The following is a 15,277-nucleotide window of genomic DNA, read 5'->3' as shown; positions in this document are numbered from 1 at the left end:
CGACTGCCTATTGCACAGCCGGGGACGGCAGGCTTTTGGTGCTCACGCAGCCCTGGCTCAAGTCGGGGTAGCTGCAATGCATCCATTGCCCACCCGTCTTCACAATCCACAAGCGTGAGCGCTTCTGAGCGCCGTAGGTCGACTCACGGCAGGTAGTGGGTCGGGCATAGATCTCGGTGCACTCCATCAGACCTTCTGGGGTTTCAACCATGCGCCAGCCTCCCCCCAGACAGCCAGGGCTCGTTGCGGCGCAAGGCTTTGGCAATAGTGCGTGAGTGGTGGGCGGTGTTTCGACACGCTTGCTGCCGTCGGGAAGGATGCGCACCGCCTCATTGCCCTTGACGTACTGGGCTTGGGCCGTCAGCGCTGCCAGGCACAGCAGGGCTATCGTGGGGTGAGCCAGTTTCATGCTGAACTCCTTGAGTTGCGGGCCTTGCGTAGCTGCACGTCCTGGAGCAAGTGGGGCAACCACTGCGCGGGCGCCTCGCCATGAGCCAAGCGCAGACTTTCGAGCAGGGCCACGTTGTCAGTGGTGGCGGAAAGCACCGTGATGAGGTCATCCAGACCTGTCAGGTCGAGCTCGCAGATGGCACTGTGGTGACCTTGCTTGACTAGAAAGCGGCGTCCGCCTTGGGCGCTGAGGCTGCGCACGATGTCGAATTCCGCGTCGCTGAGGCCGAAGCCATCAACGTACTCTTCGCGCACCGCTTCAGGATTGGCTAGAAAGATCTTGGTCACGCTCTGCTCGACCAAGGTCCGGCCGATGGGGTGGCGCAGGACGTCCGAGGGACTTTGGGTGTCGAAGATGCCCAGGCCGTTTTGCTTGCGGATGGTCTTTTGCTGGTGCTTGGCGAAATCGCTGAAGATGTCGTGGTCCAGCGCTTTCCAAAACTCGGAGATCACATAGATCAGTCGATCTCCATTGACCAGCTCGTTCATCAGATGCAGCAGGTACATCATGATCGGTGTGCGGACCTCGGGCAGCTCCAGAAATTCGGTGGTGTCAAAGCCCAGGATGGTGGCCTGCGGCATGTCTCCCAACTGATCAGGCGCTTCGTCGAACACCCAGCCGAGCGGGCCGCCTTCGCACCAGCGGCCCAGGCGCTCATAGAGACTGTTTTCTCCGGCCTTGGGCAGGTTCTGGCGCAGCGTTGAAAAGCGGCGTAGCGGCGCCGGCATCATCGCCACGGCTTTGACTGCATCGGCGATGGCGCGCTCGTCGGCGGGCAGAAGCGGCAGAGCTGTGCTGGTGATGCAGGTTCGAATCAGCTGCTCCCAGAACTGCAGACGTGCTGGCGTGGGTGGTTGATGCAGTGGGTTGCATCCGGTTGCCTTGCCGGCTTCAAGCGTGAAGTAACGGCCGCCGAGTGCTCGCAGTGCGATCTCGCATCCGCGGTCCAGATCAAACAGGACCAGGCGCGGAGCAGGCTGCCACTTCTGCGTCAGGGTGAGAAGGAACATCTCCAGCGTGGTTTTGCCGACGCCGGTGGAGCCGATGATCAGGGTGTTGCCTGGCAGCTTTTGGTCGACCGAGTCTTCTCCATCGGGGCTGCTGTGCAGATTGAGGTAGAAGGGTTGGCCTGACGGTGTGCGCAGCAACGCCAGGGCCTCTCCCCAGGGGTTGCCGTCACGCTTGCCGCGCGCGAAGTTGTGTCCGCTGGCCAGGGCGGCAAAGGCGCGCGATGAGAGCTTGGCTTCGCGCGGACGCCACTGCCAGTTGGTTGGCATTTGGGCGAACCAGGCCGCATCGGCGACGAGATCCACCGGTGCCATCTGCAGTGCCGAAGCTTCACCGACAGCCCCGATGGCTTGGGCTGCCCGTCGGCCGGCATCGGCGACATCCTTGCCGAAGACGATCAGTGAGTAGTGGTACTCGCCCATGCAGAACTGGCCATCTCCGAGCTCGTTCATGGCCAGGTCCATCTCGGTCACTTGGCTGGCGACCGCGTCGTCGCTGGCGATCAGTTGGTCGCGCTGCAGTTCCAGTGCGCGCATGGCCTGCCGGCGCGGAAGGATGGAGAAGCTTTGGGTTTCGATGAATTCGCTGTGTTCGTAGAGCAATGCGTTCAAGATGCCAGGCTCCACGGCATCGGCGTATTCCTTGATGTCGACCAGTGCGGCGTAGCGGATGTGGCTGCCTTGCCGGAGTTCAAGCTTGTCGCCTCCGAAGGACAGACGTGCCGTAGGCAAGGTTCGATAGAGAGGGGTCGGCGTCATCGGGATTGGCCGCCAGCAACCATTCACCAGAAATCCCAAAAAGGCGGCCACCTCGGACCAGCTGCGCCCCTGATGCTGTCGGGTACCCAGCAGCTGCGGACCAAAGCCACGCAAGACCCGCTCCACGAGGGCTGACCGTTCTTCCATGACGCGCAAGGCCTCTGCTTGTGCCTCGGCGATGGCAGCTCGCGTGCGTTGTCGAGCCTGGAGAGCCCGGCTGATGCGAAAGGCATGGGGGCGGTAGACCAAGGTCAGATAGAGCTCATTGCTCATCATGGGCCGTTGATTCAAACCGTCCTGGTAGCGGCGTGACAGGTCTTGCGCAAAGCCTGGATGCGCCGGATCGCGCAGGCGGTCGCCAACGGTCCGATGAATGCGGTGGGTCCAAACCGCCCACTGGCCGCCCGAGAGGTTGCGCAGCAGGCTGCACAAGGCTTCATGGCGCTCTGTGATCTGGTGATCGTCCGCACACTCGAAAGCCACGCCTTCAAGCCTCCACACCCTCAGATAGTCTCCACCGCGGGTGATCACATCATGAGGGCTGACCAGGGACGAGAAGGGCACAAAGCGCGCCATCGGGTTCTCGGCTCGGATCTGTTCCCAGTGTCGCGGTCGGCGGCCACGAAAGAGGCTTCGGTTCGGTGTCGCGTGGTCCGCGGCGTTGGTGTCAGGTATGCCAAGCATCGGAGGCCCCCCGGTACAGGTTGGGTGCATAGCTGCGTGCGTTCCAGAGGCCGTAGTTGCGGTCCCAGCGGCGCAGCTTCAAGGCCACAAGCATCTGTCGCAGACGCTGGTCGTCGCGGTTGGTGACGATGCGCATCCAGAAGAAGGTGGGCAGCAGAGCGGCCAGCACGGCCAGTGCGATCCAACCGCTGAGCAGAAGGCCGCCCCACAGGCACATCAGCAAGCCGCTGCCGGAGAGCAGAACCAGCGGCACCAATGGAACGCCCAGCTTCATGGCTGGACGCGTAGCGCCTTTGTAGATGGCTTCGCTTTGCATGATGGTGCTCGTCAGCGATCAGAGCACGATGAAGCTGGCGAAGGCCGCGGCGCCGCCGACCAAGGTGCCGCCGATCAGCACGTTGGCCACGTCAACCAGACGCGCCCCCTGAAAGATCATCTTGAAGCCAGCCCAAATGATTGCCATGGTCACGACGGCCACTGAGATGGTCACGAGGATGGCATTCACATTGGTGACCGTGGTGTTGATTTTTTCGAAGCCCTGGGCCATGGCGGACGAGGACACCAGTGCTTGTGCCAGGGCGATGAAGATCGGCGTGTCGCGCCGCACAAGATCGATGCGTTTCATGTCTTCTCCTTTGGTGGGTGTGTTGGGGAAGTGGATGTGGATCGCTGGGCGGCCGCCATCACTTTGCGGACGTAGCCGTGCTGAAACCCAGTTATGAAGTTGCCGCTGTAGTAGCAGGACAAGGCGCGCCGAAGTGTCGATTGAGGGTCGAGGCCTTGGCCTTTGTTTGGCGCCGCTCTCTTGAAGCATTCGGTCAGAACGGTTTGCATGCCAGCAAGATTCGCGCAAGGGCTAAATGCCGTCTCCAGGGCCATGCCCAGGCGTTTGAAGTGTCTGACGTTGATTTGGCCGAGACCGACGCTGAAGTTCCAGCCCACGGCATGCAGGGCGCGAGCCGTGGCCACGGCTTCGGCAAGGTGACGGGGCTGACGATCCAGCATGCCGCCGACAAGGCCTATTGCATTGGGATTGAAGCCGCTCTCGACGGCGACCAATGCGCGCGCGGTGTCCACATGGACGGCCGGAGCGCAGGCCAGGGCCAGGGCTGCAAAGGTGGCGGCGTCCATGGCGTCAGCAGCCTGTGCACTCGTTGGGTGGTGGCTGCATGGACAGCCAACGGGCGTAGTCTTCGTCGAAGCGTGGGTCCCATGTGCTCAGTTGCCGCTTGGCCTCCGGGCTGAATTCGGTCACGCTGTCACCATTGAAAGACCACCAGGTGCGGGACCAAAAGTCGCTGCGCAGGTTCACTGCCACGGCCCCGTCGAATTCGCAGACGGGGATGACGCCGTTCGGCCGCTCGACGTAGTGGACGTACTGGGGTGGGCAGTTGCCGGGGGCCTGGGCCCATTCGTGGGTACCACGATTGCCTGCGCCTGCCATGCCGCAGTGCGGAAAAACGCGGCCGCGTGCGAGATCGCGAAGCAGCTGGCGAATCACGGGCACACATTGGGGAATCGCCCGCCAGCTCGGCGCGGCAAAGCACAGCAATACCAGGCAACCGTCGACGGCGAAGGCCGGTGTGGCTGTCAGCGTGATCGCGGCCAGCAGCAGCCCGGCTGCCCGCTTCGCCATGCTGAACCCCAGCGATCCTCGTAGTTCGAGTGACGCGGCGCGAGGCTGCTTGAGATCGCAAAGGGATAGCGAAGTCGACACGATGGTCTCCAGGAGCTTTGCAGTCCACCTCGGGCTGCGTGTTGAAACTCTAGGACGACGTTGCTGGGGACCCTGCGATGACTTCTGCCTCAAATTCAGCGTGTCATGGGGCCGGTCAAGTTTGGGAGGTATGACCTCGGAAGCGGGACCGCTTGAGGGTGATGCTCCGTCAAACGTCAATACAGGGACGATGGAGTGACGCCCTTGCCGCTCCAGGGGATCAAGGAGCGAGTCATGTGGGTGATCTGGGTGCGCGAACCTGAGCCGGAACCGGATGCCGCCTACTGGCCGGGGCGCCGATTGCTGGCTGCTTTGGATGCCGTGCTGTGGCCCGGTCTTTGGATGGTCGGCTCGAGGTCCTTGCCCCCGGCTTCGGGCGACTTGTGGCTGATGGTTTGCGGGTTCGCCTTTCTCAGTTTGTGCTCGCGCTTGCACCGGGCTGTCGCCATGAACGGGCGTTACCGCTTCACCACCTGGCTGGTGGCCAAACTCTTGTTCGCGATGGCCCTGGTGGGATGCCTGATCCGGTGCAGCGCCCCAGGCTGAGCGATTGCGCCGGCGGTGTTGTTAGGGTCGCGGTGGCTCAACGTACTGCGGCTGCGAACTGGGCTTCTGCGTGTTTCAGTAGGTCAGCATTCAGTTCCCGGTACTGTGGCGATCCCGGTTCGCTGAGATAGCCTGCCCAAGCACTCGCTGTACAGGCATTGGCACCCAAGCCTCGGTTGAAGATGGTCATGGCCACCGCAGAAGGAAGGCCGGTCGAGGCGACAAGATCGCGAAACTGTTCGTTATTGGAATTCAAGGTCATGGCGTCATCCTAGCAACTGGGCATGAAAGCTTGGGCGCTGAATCTGGGGGGAGGGGCGGCCAGCGCTCGAAGTGGTCTTGGTGTAGAGGCGATGGTTCGGATGGTCGAGTACGTCGGCCCTTGCTTTATCGCGCGGCCTAAAGACCTTGCGCGCAATGTGTGCAGTTTTGATTGAGCTGTAGAAACTCTTCATCGCCCAGTTGAACCTCCCCTTGGCTGCAAGGCTCATGCAGCCACTGGTGTTCTGGTTCTCGATCACCTTATAGAAGCGGGCGTTGGAGTTGTGGGTGGACTCGGGTGGTCGTCGAAACACCTCGTGTCATGGAGGTGGTCATGGGTCGATGCACGGACTGGCTTCATAGACCATCTTGGCGACAGGCAATGGGGCTGCTCGATCGCGGCTGATCGCAAAGGGCAAGGGCTCGATCTGCCGAGTACACGCCTAGCTGCCGGCTCGGCGGCGCAACTGAAGTGCTTCGGTGTCGATCGCCGCCTGTGCCAGATGCCTAAGCCGGTGCAGAGATTTCTTAAGCCTGCTGGTCGAACGCATCCGGGACATGGCTGGCCGCAGGCGACAAAAAGTTACATTCTCCGTAAATTCACCCTTGCAAATGAGTTTTATGGGTGATATTTTTCAGGCGTGATTGGATCGTCTAGCCGGGCGCGGGCCTTTTGGGCCGGCGAGCACCACCAGAGTGCAGATCATTCACACGATTGCAATGCGGCTGGAGTGCAAGTCAAGCTCTGAAAGACATAGCCATGTGGGCCATGTTTGATGCCTGCCGTGTCGCCATTACGGGGCGGTTTGTGGAGTGGCCCCAGGTCCACTCGTTTCTAAATGGTCGATTCGGAAATTGCGGACTACACAGCTCGCCGGGTACCGACCGACAACAATTCACGGAGCAATCAAATGGCTAAATCTCTGAAACAGGCATTGGCAATTGCCGCACTGATCGGATCTAGTTGCGTCGCGCAGACTGCTGTCGCGGCCTGTCTGAACGTTGGCTTTGATTCTTGGCCAGCTACTGGATGGACGGCCAGTCTCGATACCTCAGCTTGCCTTACCGCCTCGGCCACTGCGGCCTTGGACATCTCCACCTTCCAAACGGGCAGTGATGCCCGCATTGAGGCAGACATCATGCTGCAGGGCTCAGGCTCTCAAGCATCGCAAGGGGGCCTGGTCCTCCGAAGCTCCGGTAGCTATGCCAACGGTTATCTGGTGCTTCTGCATCGGCTGGCCAATGGCAACAGCACCGTGGAAGTCTTTAAGAACGGTGTGTTCAAAACCAGCCAGGCTATTTCAGCACTCGCTTGGAACACCGCATACCACCTTCGCATTGACGCGGTTGGAAGCACCTTGCAGGTGTACTTCAACAATTCCAGCACACCGACGCTGACCTACACAGACACTTCGACGCCATACACCTCCGGAAAGTTTGGCCTGTTCCGAGCCGGTACGGGTGCTAACTTCAACAACATCACCCAGACGGCGTTGAGCGCGACGTTGCATACGTCGGAGCTGGGCTACCAAACTTATGCAGAAAAGCGTGGACTCTTGCGTGCCACGCCGGCAGGCAGTGCATTGCTTTCCATCGCGGGGGCTTCCTGGGCCTTGAAGAACAGCAGTAATACGGCGGTCGCCACAGGTACGGTCGGCGCAAAGACCAGTAAGTGGGGCATTGACTTCTATCCGATCGAGTTCTCTTCGGTGACGGCCGCGGGCACTTACACGCTGGAGGTGACGGTCAACGGGAGCCTGAAGACATCGCGCAGCTTCAAGATTGGTGACGCTCCATTGCTGCAGACGGATATGTTCACGATTGCCGTGCAGCAGCTGGAAGACCGATACGCAGGACCGACTCCTTCTGCGCTCGCTACGACAGGCATGACCCTGCTCGGCGGCTATTTGCCGGCCACCGGGACTGCTCGTTCGGATATCCGCCTTTCCAACAATCCGGGCAACGGTCCAGTTTCGGCGGGCACCACGGCGGACGCATCTCCTGCGATCCCGAAGATTTGGGTTGACTGCAGCAGCAACTACACCGAAATGGGATCCGCTTCGATTGCAACTCGAGCCTTGGTGGAGCTGTACACCTTGAACAAGAGCCAGTTCTCGGCAGCCAATCAGTCGACGATGCTCACCAACATCAAGCGAGGGGCTGACTACATCGTGGGATTGCAGGAGTCGCATCCCGGCGACAGTTTGCGAGACGGCAGGTTCCGGCATTCGCTCATGGTCAATCTCGCGAGTGAAGTCGGCGCCGAATCGGCCTGGTGGGCTGGCAACGTCCACCCCTGGAACAACCAAGGGGTGGGCATTGTGACCCTCGCGCAGGCGTACACCGCACTCAAGAATCAGACCGGATTCAACAGCAATGCGACTGCCTATCTGACCGCCGCGAAGAAGGCCTGGACAGTGGCCAAGGCGCGCCCGTACTACCTCGCCGAAGACGTTGAGATCAGCAACCTACCGGGCTATTACGCTGGCTATACCTTTTGGGAAAACCCGAATGAGTTGGCTCGTGGCTTCTATGGCATCACGGACGACAACTGGAGCTTCAAGGCTGTGTCGCAGCAGACCACCAACTACAAGGGCTTGCGCTCGCGTGAATTGCTCGAGTTCCTTTGGGCATCTACCTCGCTGTACCAAATCACTGATGAGTCGGGCAGTGCCAAGCAAAAGTACCTGGACGAAGCCGTTGCCGTCGCAGACGAGTTGATGAGTCGCCAGTACCTTGACCACGGCAATAAGTTCGATGGCGTGTATGGCATGTTCCGGGAATTCAGCCAGATCGACGCGAATTCAGGGGGGCATGCGGCATTCCTGAGTGAGTCTGCACAGGCCGGGTGGGTGCATCTCGGCAATTACATCTACACCAACCTGGATGGGTTCTTGGACCTTCTGAAGTTGGCTCCGACCGACGCCAAGGCCGCATCGTGGGATCGTGCAGCGCGCGCCTGGGCGGAAGCGTATGAACGTCCCGCAGCAGCGGCCAATCCCTTCAAGATCGCACCCAACACGGTTTATCCCGACCCCAATGGTGATGGTTCGACGAGCGACGCGTCTATCTATTGGTTCGGCAATCGCCTGCACGGGGGCAGCGATGTTTTCGGGCAAGCGGCTCGCAGTTTGCTGCGTATGGGCAACTACTTGAATGACGAGAGCTATCAGGTGCTCGCCAATGCCAATGTGCAGATGTACACGGGTCTGAACCCCGGCGCCGTGCTTGCTTCGACCGGTGAAGTGAAACCTACCTCCATGATCAAGGGTGTGCCTTCAACATCTCTGGCTGCGGGTTTCATGGAGCCATATGCCCCCAAAGGGTCCATCAACAACGGTTTCAACTCGACCACGGCATTTAACACCGCGTTTTTCACGAAAGTGACGAATGAGCACGTCATCCCGGCTGATGGTCCGAACGTGTTCGGCAGCAGTGACGAGAGTTGGATTGCGCACAGCCATGCCTACGTGATGGGGGCGGCAAATCTGGAAGCACCTCATCGCGTGGACCTTGACTTCTCCGAGGGCGCAGCCACGGTTGGGGCGACGGTTCAGGCCAGCTTCCCGGCCAATGCATCGATTGCCACCCGCAGCTACACGGTGCCTTCGAGCGGCAAACTCACCATCACTGACTTGCCCTTGGGTCAAAAGGTGGTGCTGCAGGCGCAGCGGCCAGGTTTTGCCAGTTTTGCCTTGCCGGTCAACACGGTGGGTGGTGGCTCTGGGGCCTGGGTGGTGGATTGGAGCAACTACCTCGGTGCGGCGTTCACTGGGGTGCCTGCCACCGCGTCCAAGAGCACCAACTACACCATGACCTGGACGGTGCAGAACTTCGGTTCTTCTGCGGCGACGCCAAGCATGGCCTTCTCGGGGGCTGGCGGGACGATGGGAAGCGCCACTGCTACTGCCACGGTCCCTGTGGGTGGCAGTGTCAGTGGTAACGTCAGCTTCACGACGGGTGCCAACACGGAGCCGTACTCCGTGCGAGCTGTGTTTACGTCCGGAAAGAACGTTCAGAAGATCACCGCGACCGGCCTGATTCAGTGAGGGCGTGAGGACGAAGAAGAACTACTGAAGATAGAGATGTCTCCGAGTTTGGCCCGGTCTGTGATGGACCGGGCCTTTTTTTGTGCCACCGCCATTGAGGAACGAAGTGCTCCAAATTGCCCTGACTCGATTCAATCCGAATCAGACTCGCCTATTGGCACGGTGTGGACAAAATCTTGGCCAAGGGCAGCCAAGCCTTTCTGCATGAAAGCAGACTCGGGAGTGAGTTGTGTGCTCAAGTAATCGTGGACTTTCACAAATGGAATTTAGCCACCACCCAGTCTCGGTACTCTTCGTCGGTCAGGCTTGCTCGGTGTGCCAACATGGCCTGCGCATCCTTGCCGGCCAAATAGCGCAGTTGAGCTGAGCCGTCGGTCGCGGCTTGGTAAATGACCTCAGCAATTTGGCTGGCATCAGAGTAGTCTTTTGCCCGATCTGGTTCCATGAAAGTCGACATTGCAGCCTTCAGCGAGGCATCGTAGGCATTCAAGCCGGCTTGCTGCATGAAGTCCAACGAGCGCCCGCCAAAGTCGGTTCTCACACCGCCAGGCTCAATCAGCTTGACTTGGATGCCATGAGGCGCCAACTCCAGTGCGAGCGATTCGGACAGCCCTTCAATTGCAAACTTTGTACCGTGGTAAAGCGAGTTGAAGGGCAGTGCCAGCCGTCCGCCGATGGATGACACATTGATCACCAGACCCGCCTTGCGTGCCCTGAAGTGCGGGAGACAGGCCTGGGTGGTGTAGATGGGACCAAACACATTGGTGGCGTACTGGCGCTCCAGTTGCGCGGCTTGCACGGCTTCCAGCGGGCCCACGAGGCCATATCCTGCGTTGTTGAGCAATACGTCGATACCTCCAAATGCCGTCAAGGTCGATTGCACGGCCTGTGCGATGTTGGCGCGGTCTGTTACATCCAGCGGTAGCACGACAACACGCTCCAAGCCAGCCAGATCGCCTGCAGATTCGGGATTGCGCATAGTGGCCGCCACGTTCCAGCCCTCTGCATGGAAACGCAGGGCGGAGGCGTGGCCGATGCCAGTGGAGGCTCCGGTGATCAAAATGGTTTTCATATTGGCTCAGAGTTCTGTTGGTGGTTGAGGGGTCTCAAGATCGATTATTGCCGAATGAAAATTCGCTTAATAATCAAAAAAGGGGATGGCTATGCCTTGATGGCGTCCCAGCACATCTGGAAGGCAGTGTTGCGTGTGGCGGTGTCGTTGGCTACAGAGTGCTGGCCTATGAGTTTGGCAGTCTCATGCACAGAGCCCACGAGGCTGGCAATCAAGAACGGCAAAGGCACATCCTTCAAGGTCTCTTCTTGCTGACCAGCCGCCAGAAGGCTCTGAAATACAGCAGCCAGGCGCGCACTCAGGGAACGGTTGGCTTCGCTCATGTACTCCGAGCTGGCGTATTGCTCCATGAAGACCAGCTCCGCCTGATTGGTCAGGCGGTTTTCCAGACTGTTGAGCCACAGCTGGCGAACTCGAGCTTTGATGGGCGCCTGGCTGAGATCACTCTCGAGCAATCGGGCAAAAGTGACGGTCTTGGCTCGTTCGTAAAGCGCGTCCAACAGATCCTTCTTGGACGGGTAGTAGACGTACAAAGTACTTGTAGCGATTCCGGCACTTCGGGCAATTTCGGACAACTTGAGCGCACCGATCCCCCGCGCCAACACACATCGGTAGGTGGCCTGGGCTATAGCCTCTAGTTTTTGCTCGTCTTTGAACTTCACAAACGCAAATATAGGCGAATTTCTATTCGTTAAAAACAGAAGTCGATGTATTCGACTGGGGCATCACAACGCCGACTGCAGTCGCCATTCGGCAGGTGAGGAGCTTGGCGCACAGTTGATTTGAGCCTAGGTCAGCGAAGGGTTGCTCATGGCCGAGGGCAGATTCAACACACAAAACATCGCGCGATCCGTCGGGGTCAAGCACGCCTTGCCTGTGTGCATCGTGACTGGCAATGTAGAGGGGCTTCCTCAGTTCAACATACTGCTACTCCCGGGAGATGCAGCGGGCGATGGAGCAACACGACGCCAATGAGGCCCGCGTCATCCCAGTCATCTTGCGTCACTGCGACTGGCTTAGCGCGCCATTTGGAAAGCTCATGGCCGCGCCTCGTGACGGCAAGCCCGTGACCTCATGGCCCGATCGCGACGAAGCACTGGCCGACGTGTCTAAGCAGAATCGAAAGGCGGTCGAAGCTGTCCTCGACACCGGCCCGGCCTCTCGGCTTTCCACAGTCGTGCCAGCCACCCAACGCGCACCGTCGTCTAGCCTCATCAACTCTCTGCCCCGTTCGAGCAACCTGCGCCTGAAGAAAGAGTACACCGAGCAGGACCGCGACGAGTTCCTTAGCTCGTCCTTCGAGTACGTTTGCAAGTTCTTCGACGGGTCAATTCACGCTGTGGGTGAACGTAACCCTGACGTCACAGGCCGTTTCGAACGCATCCAGTCCAGGCGCATGGCGGCACTGCTTTACCGCGGCGGCAAGAAAATCGCCGAGTGTTCAGTGAGGGTGGATGGCTTTAGTCGCGAAAACGGCATAGTGTTTTCCTACGATGCATCGGTACACCAGGGCTCGTTTCACGAGCTGCTGAACGTGAAGGCAGACGAGCAGTCCCTGTTCTTGACGATGATGGGAATGTCATTCAACGGCGACCGCGACAGGCAGTTGACGCAGGAAGGTGCCGCGGAGTTTCTTTGGGAGCTTTTCATCAAGAGCGCCCAGTAGCCCATCACCGTCAACGTCTTATGCCCAATTCCCCACTTCCAGGCGACGGCTCGATAGATTTCGAAGTGGCGTGACTGGCATGTCATTCGGACGGACTCTCCAGGTTGGCGTGCAGCCCCAGCTGATCAGCCGTTGGAAGTTTCTGGTGTCTTTGCACCAGAGGCATTGCAGTCAGGCAGCGGCGTTGGGGTGTGAGATCTTCAAAATGAAGCTTGGTGGAGCATTGGCTGCGGGAACTTCAAGATACCCGTGTGCTGGGTCCGAGCGACGGTTCTTGACGTCCGGATGGATGACAATGATGGCGTGGTCGGTAGCCGGTCACTGGCGCTGGACCTCGCCGCGGTTTCGTTGGTTCAGCACGCATTCTTGCCTGGGGTTTTCTTTCGATGGATTCCATCGAGTCTGACTTGCCCCTTCTTACCGGAAGCTCGCATTGAGCTTCAACCATCGATGACATCCTTGGATTCAATAGCAAAGCGCATTGCTGACCTGGACAATCTTCTGCAGCTGCTTTGCAAAAGCGTTAGGACTTCCACACCCTGGGAACGCAAGCTGCATGATTTGCTGACTCAAGCCGATCACCAAATGTTGCTCGCGCGCTTGTGTGTGTCGATGGAGGGCAAATCGCTGGAGCTGAATGATGCCGTCGGCGCAATTTGTGACCATTTGCGCGCAGCAGAACTTTCAATCTCCAAGGGGAGATGTGAAGCGCAGACGCGCGCTGCAGTCACGATTGCCAATGGACTTGCGCGCAGCATTCGCGAGAGCCTTGCCTTAGCTGGCGACTGTTGACCCACGCAAAGGACCTGCTTACTGGGCGATGCGGATGCAGGCTGGTGGCGTAGAGAGGAAGGCCTGTTGGAGGCGAGCGGATGCTAGAGAGACCTGAAAGTGCTGGGCATGCGGTGATGCGCCAGCAGCCGAATTCAGGGCGTGACAGGCCTCTTGCTCGCAGGCGATCTTTTGAGAAACAGGTCAGTCGCCGATTTCGGGTCTACCAGAGAAAGCCTAGATCACGCCTTCAGTGCCGGGAAGGCGATGACAAAGTCCTGGTAGGCCGCGTTCCAGCCTGCTAGCTAAAAGCTAGGGGAAAAGACTTGGACGAGGCCCCGGCGGCCGAGCCCGAAGGGCTCGACCACCGCAGGGCAACAGGCCTACTTGCCGTGCTCCTTGCGCACGCCCTTGAAAGGCGTGCCGTCTTTCTTCTGGTCCATGAAGCGTCCTGTATCGGTGTCCCGCTTCACCCAGGTATCCGTGACGGGGTTGTGGGTCTGCGAGCGGTCGCGTACGGCGCCACGGCGAGCATTGTCGCCAACGGGTGGGTTCTTAGCCATGATGTACTCCTTAAACGTTGAGGGTATGGGTCCAACGAGGCAAACCACTGCGGGTTAGGAAGTCCACCAGGTGCTTGCTGCCGAAGAACTGGATCTGGCCGCCTGAGCGGAAGGCCAGCGCCGATTGGTCAATGCGCAGCGAATTTGCCCGAGCCCTTGCTGTCAGCTGCGCCAGTAGCTCGCTGTTCGCGGTTGTGGTGCCGCTGCTCGACCGTGCGTCGAACACTGCGAAATTGACGTCGCCGCCGCTAACTGCCGGTTGCCGAAGATGCGCAAAATTGATCTGCATTCCAAACTCCCTGCCCACGTAAAAGTGCAGGCATGGGGGAAGTCTGAACGGTCGCTAGATCACGGAGTGACCTGGATGAAACCACAGCCTACGAGTAGAGCTCCGCCGCGGCCCTCAAAAGTTCTGCCACACGCTCACGAAGCTCTGACGGCGCCAGGACCTCGACGTCGGCGCCGAACCTCAGCACATCTGTGACCAATTCTTGATCCTTGGAGTACGGGACCTCTAATTGGTAGCTGCCGTCGGCTAGCCACTTGCTGGTTTGCTTCGAGTGCCAGCGCTCTAGTGAGACGTAGCGGGCTCGCGCTTTGCTGAATTTCAACACCGCGCGCTTATCGGCTTTACCCGCGTAAATGCCGTACCCACTCCGAAAATGTCCGTCCAATTCTTCCTGGCTCACCTCGAAGGTCGCCTTTTCCGTGAGATCCACTTCCTGGATGGCGTCTAAGGCAAAGATACGCAACTCGTTCCGTAGGTGGCACCAAGCATCGAGCAACCAGTTTTCGCGGTAGTGAACCAACCGCACCGGCGACACCTCGCGTTGGGTCTCTTCGCTCCTGTCTCGGTTGAAGTAGCGCATCACCACACGCTTGCGTTCCAAGACCGCCTGGGTCAACAGTTCGAAGTTCTTCACCTCGATGCGCCGGCCAGCGAAGTGGATGAGCTTGACGCGCTTCTTAACATCCTTCGCGGCAGCCAACGATTCTCCAAGCAGGCTCTCAAGCTTCTGCTTCAGCGGGTGAAGGTGAGACTCCAGCAGTCCGGGCTGGATGCCACTGACCAAGTGCTGCATTGCCAGTAGAGCGTACAGCTCGCTTGCGTTGAACCACAGCCCCGGTAGCTCAAATCGCTTCCCTCCGGGAAGTTCGTGGACGACCCATTTTTCAATGTCGCGGTCAAACTCGATTGGGCAGTCGATGCGGTCACGTAGAACAGCTATGTCGCGTTTGATCGTGGACTGTGACACTCCGAGTTCATTCATGAGCTGCTGCATCGTTGCGCCGTCTTTGTGCCGAACGATACTCAGAATCTTGTGAATCCGCTCTGTGTTTTCCTTCTTTGCTCTTGATGGCATAACCTCACCTCCCAGTGAAACCACGATGCCGCATGCCGCGTTTTCGAGTACAGCAGCGGTCGTTGATCAAAGCAACTTCTAACGCGAACGATACATGCATCGGTTGTCTGCCGAGGTGTTCGTGCTCGCATGACTGGGTTGGACACCTTCATGGCGTGGAGTTCATCAAGTTGCTGTTGGCAATTTGAGTACTCACCACCAGCTTTCTTCCTGGGGCACGCATGCGACAGGTATTGGGTGACTTGCCGCCAGGAGTATTTGGAGTGATGGGTAGGCAAGTTCGTCGTCATTCAATGGCCTTGCCTCAGCGCGTCTTTTTGCTTCAGCTTTGGCAATCATTTGGCTCATCAGCATGGCCAAGGTTGAT

16 protein-coding genes are annotated in these 15,277 nt (G+C 59.1%); 4 read left to right on the top strand and 12 right to left on the bottom strand.

What is annotated here, in order from left to right:
• Positions 1-7: 7 nt before the first annotated feature.
• The 6 genes from ACQY39_RS19475 to ACQY39_RS19450 all read right to left on the bottom strand — a co-directional run bounded on the left by ACQY39_RS19475 (position 8) and on the right by ACQY39_RS19450 (position 4,618).
• On the bottom strand, positions 8-409 hold the full coding sequence (locus ACQY39_RS19475; protein ID WP_428509063.1) for a hypothetical protein: 402 nt from the start codon (positions 407-409) through the stop codon (positions 8-10).
• On the bottom strand, positions 406-2,793 hold the full coding sequence (locus tag ACQY39_RS19470; protein WP_428509061.1) for a VirB4 family type IV secretion/conjugal transfer ATPase: 2,388 nt from the start codon (positions 2,791-2,793) through the stop codon (positions 406-408). Before ACQY39_RS19470 ends, ACQY39_RS19475 begins: the two co-directional genes overlap by 4 nt.
• Positions 2,794-2,884: 91 nt before the next feature.
• Positions 2,885-3,217, bottom strand: a complete 333-nt coding sequence (locus tag ACQY39_RS19465) for a VirB3 family type IV secretion system protein (protein WP_428509059.1) — start codon at positions 3,215-3,217, stop codon at positions 2,885-2,887.
• A gap of 18 nt (positions 3,218-3,235) precedes the next feature.
• On the bottom strand, positions 3,236-3,526 hold the full coding sequence (locus ACQY39_RS19460) for a TrbC/VirB2 family protein (protein ID WP_263568820.1): 291 nt from the start codon (positions 3,524-3,526) through the stop codon (positions 3,236-3,238).
• Positions 3,523-4,032 carry a lytic transglycosylase domain-containing protein gene (locus tag ACQY39_RS19455; RefSeq protein ID WP_428509057.1) on the bottom strand — a complete coding sequence of 170 codons (510 nt, stop codon included), beginning with the start codon at positions 4,030-4,032 and terminating at the stop codon, positions 3,523-3,525. Before ACQY39_RS19455 ends, ACQY39_RS19460 begins: the two co-directional genes overlap by 4 nt.
• Positions 4,033-4,036: 4 nt before the next feature.
• A complete protein-coding gene (locus tag ACQY39_RS19450; RefSeq protein WP_428509055.1) occupies positions 4,037-4,618 on the bottom strand; it encodes a hypothetical protein in 582 nt (193 codons plus the stop codon).
• Positions 4,619-4,852: 234 nt separating this feature from the next.
• On the opposite strand from ACQY39_RS19450, the gene ACQY39_RS19445 reads away from it, so the two are divergent.
• Positions 4,853-5,164, top strand: a complete 312-nt coding sequence (locus tag ACQY39_RS19445) for a hypothetical protein (RefSeq protein WP_263568823.1) — start codon at positions 4,853-4,855, stop codon at positions 5,162-5,164.
• Positions 5,165-5,201: 37 nt separating this feature from the next.
• Here the strand turns inward: ACQY39_RS19445 and ACQY39_RS19440 are convergent, their stop codons facing one another.
• Positions 5,202-5,426, bottom strand: coding sequence for a hypothetical protein (locus ACQY39_RS19440; protein ID WP_428509053.1), 225 nt, complete (start codon positions 5,424-5,426; stop codon positions 5,202-5,204).
• Positions 5,427-6,264: 838 nt separating this feature from the next.
• Here ACQY39_RS19440 and ACQY39_RS19435 point away from each other — a divergent pair.
• Positions 6,265-9,474 carry a cellulase N-terminal Ig-like domain-containing protein gene (locus tag ACQY39_RS19435; protein ID WP_428509051.1) on the top strand — a complete coding sequence of 1,070 codons (3,210 nt, stop codon included), beginning with the start codon at positions 6,265-6,267 and terminating at the stop codon, positions 9,472-9,474.
• Between the two features lie 253 nt (positions 9,475-9,727).
• Here ACQY39_RS19435 and ACQY39_RS19430 read toward each other — a convergent pair whose 3' ends face one another.
• Together ACQY39_RS19430 and ACQY39_RS19425 are read right to left on the bottom strand one after the other, a co-directional pair.
• On the bottom strand, positions 9,728-10,546 hold the full coding sequence (locus ACQY39_RS19430) for an SDR family oxidoreductase (protein ID WP_428509049.1): 819 nt from the start codon (positions 10,544-10,546) through the stop codon (positions 9,728-9,730).
• Positions 10,547-10,635: 89 nt separating this feature from the next.
• Complete coding sequence (locus ACQY39_RS19425) at positions 10,636-11,208, bottom strand: TetR/AcrR family transcriptional regulator (protein ID WP_428509047.1); 573 nt, start codon at positions 11,206-11,208, stop codon at positions 10,636-10,638.
• Positions 11,209-11,498: 290 nt separating this feature from the next.
• On the opposite strand from ACQY39_RS19425, the gene ACQY39_RS19420 reads away from it, so the two are divergent.
• Both ACQY39_RS19420 and ACQY39_RS19415 read left to right on the top strand, forming a co-directional pair.
• Complete coding sequence (locus tag ACQY39_RS19420) at positions 11,499-12,212, top strand: hypothetical protein (protein WP_428509045.1); 714 nt, start codon at positions 11,499-11,501, stop codon at positions 12,210-12,212.
• 285 nt (positions 12,213-12,497) lie between these two features.
• Positions 12,498-13,004, top strand: coding sequence for a hypothetical protein (locus ACQY39_RS19415; RefSeq protein ID WP_428509043.1), 507 nt, complete (start codon positions 12,498-12,500; stop codon positions 13,002-13,004).
• Between the two features lie 362 nt (positions 13,005-13,366).
• Here the strand turns inward: ACQY39_RS19415 and ACQY39_RS19410 are convergent, their stop codons facing one another.
• The 3 genes from ACQY39_RS19410 to ACQY39_RS19400 form a co-directional block, all read right to left on the bottom strand.
• Positions 13,367-13,546 carry a hypothetical protein gene (locus tag ACQY39_RS19410; protein WP_263568830.1) on the bottom strand — a complete coding sequence of 60 codons (180 nt, stop codon included), beginning with the start codon at positions 13,544-13,546 and terminating at the stop codon, positions 13,367-13,369.
• 10 nt (positions 13,547-13,556) lie between these two features.
• On the bottom strand, positions 13,557-13,835 hold the full coding sequence (locus tag ACQY39_RS19405; protein ID WP_263568831.1) for a hypothetical protein: 279 nt from the start codon (positions 13,833-13,835) through the stop codon (positions 13,557-13,559).
• A gap of 88 nt (positions 13,836-13,923) precedes the next feature.
• Positions 13,924-14,910 carry a helix-turn-helix transcriptional regulator gene (locus tag ACQY39_RS19400; RefSeq protein WP_428509041.1) on the bottom strand — a complete coding sequence of 329 codons (987 nt, stop codon included), beginning with the start codon at positions 14,908-14,910 and terminating at the stop codon, positions 13,924-13,926.
• Between the last annotated feature and the right edge of the window lie 367 nt (positions 14,911-15,277).

This window comes from Roseateles sp., assembly GCF_965262435.1.
Classification (GTDB): Bacteria; Pseudomonadota; Gammaproteobacteria; order Burkholderiales; family Burkholderiaceae_C; genus Paucibacter_A.
This window is presented reverse-complemented; position numbering and strand designations above follow the sequence as displayed.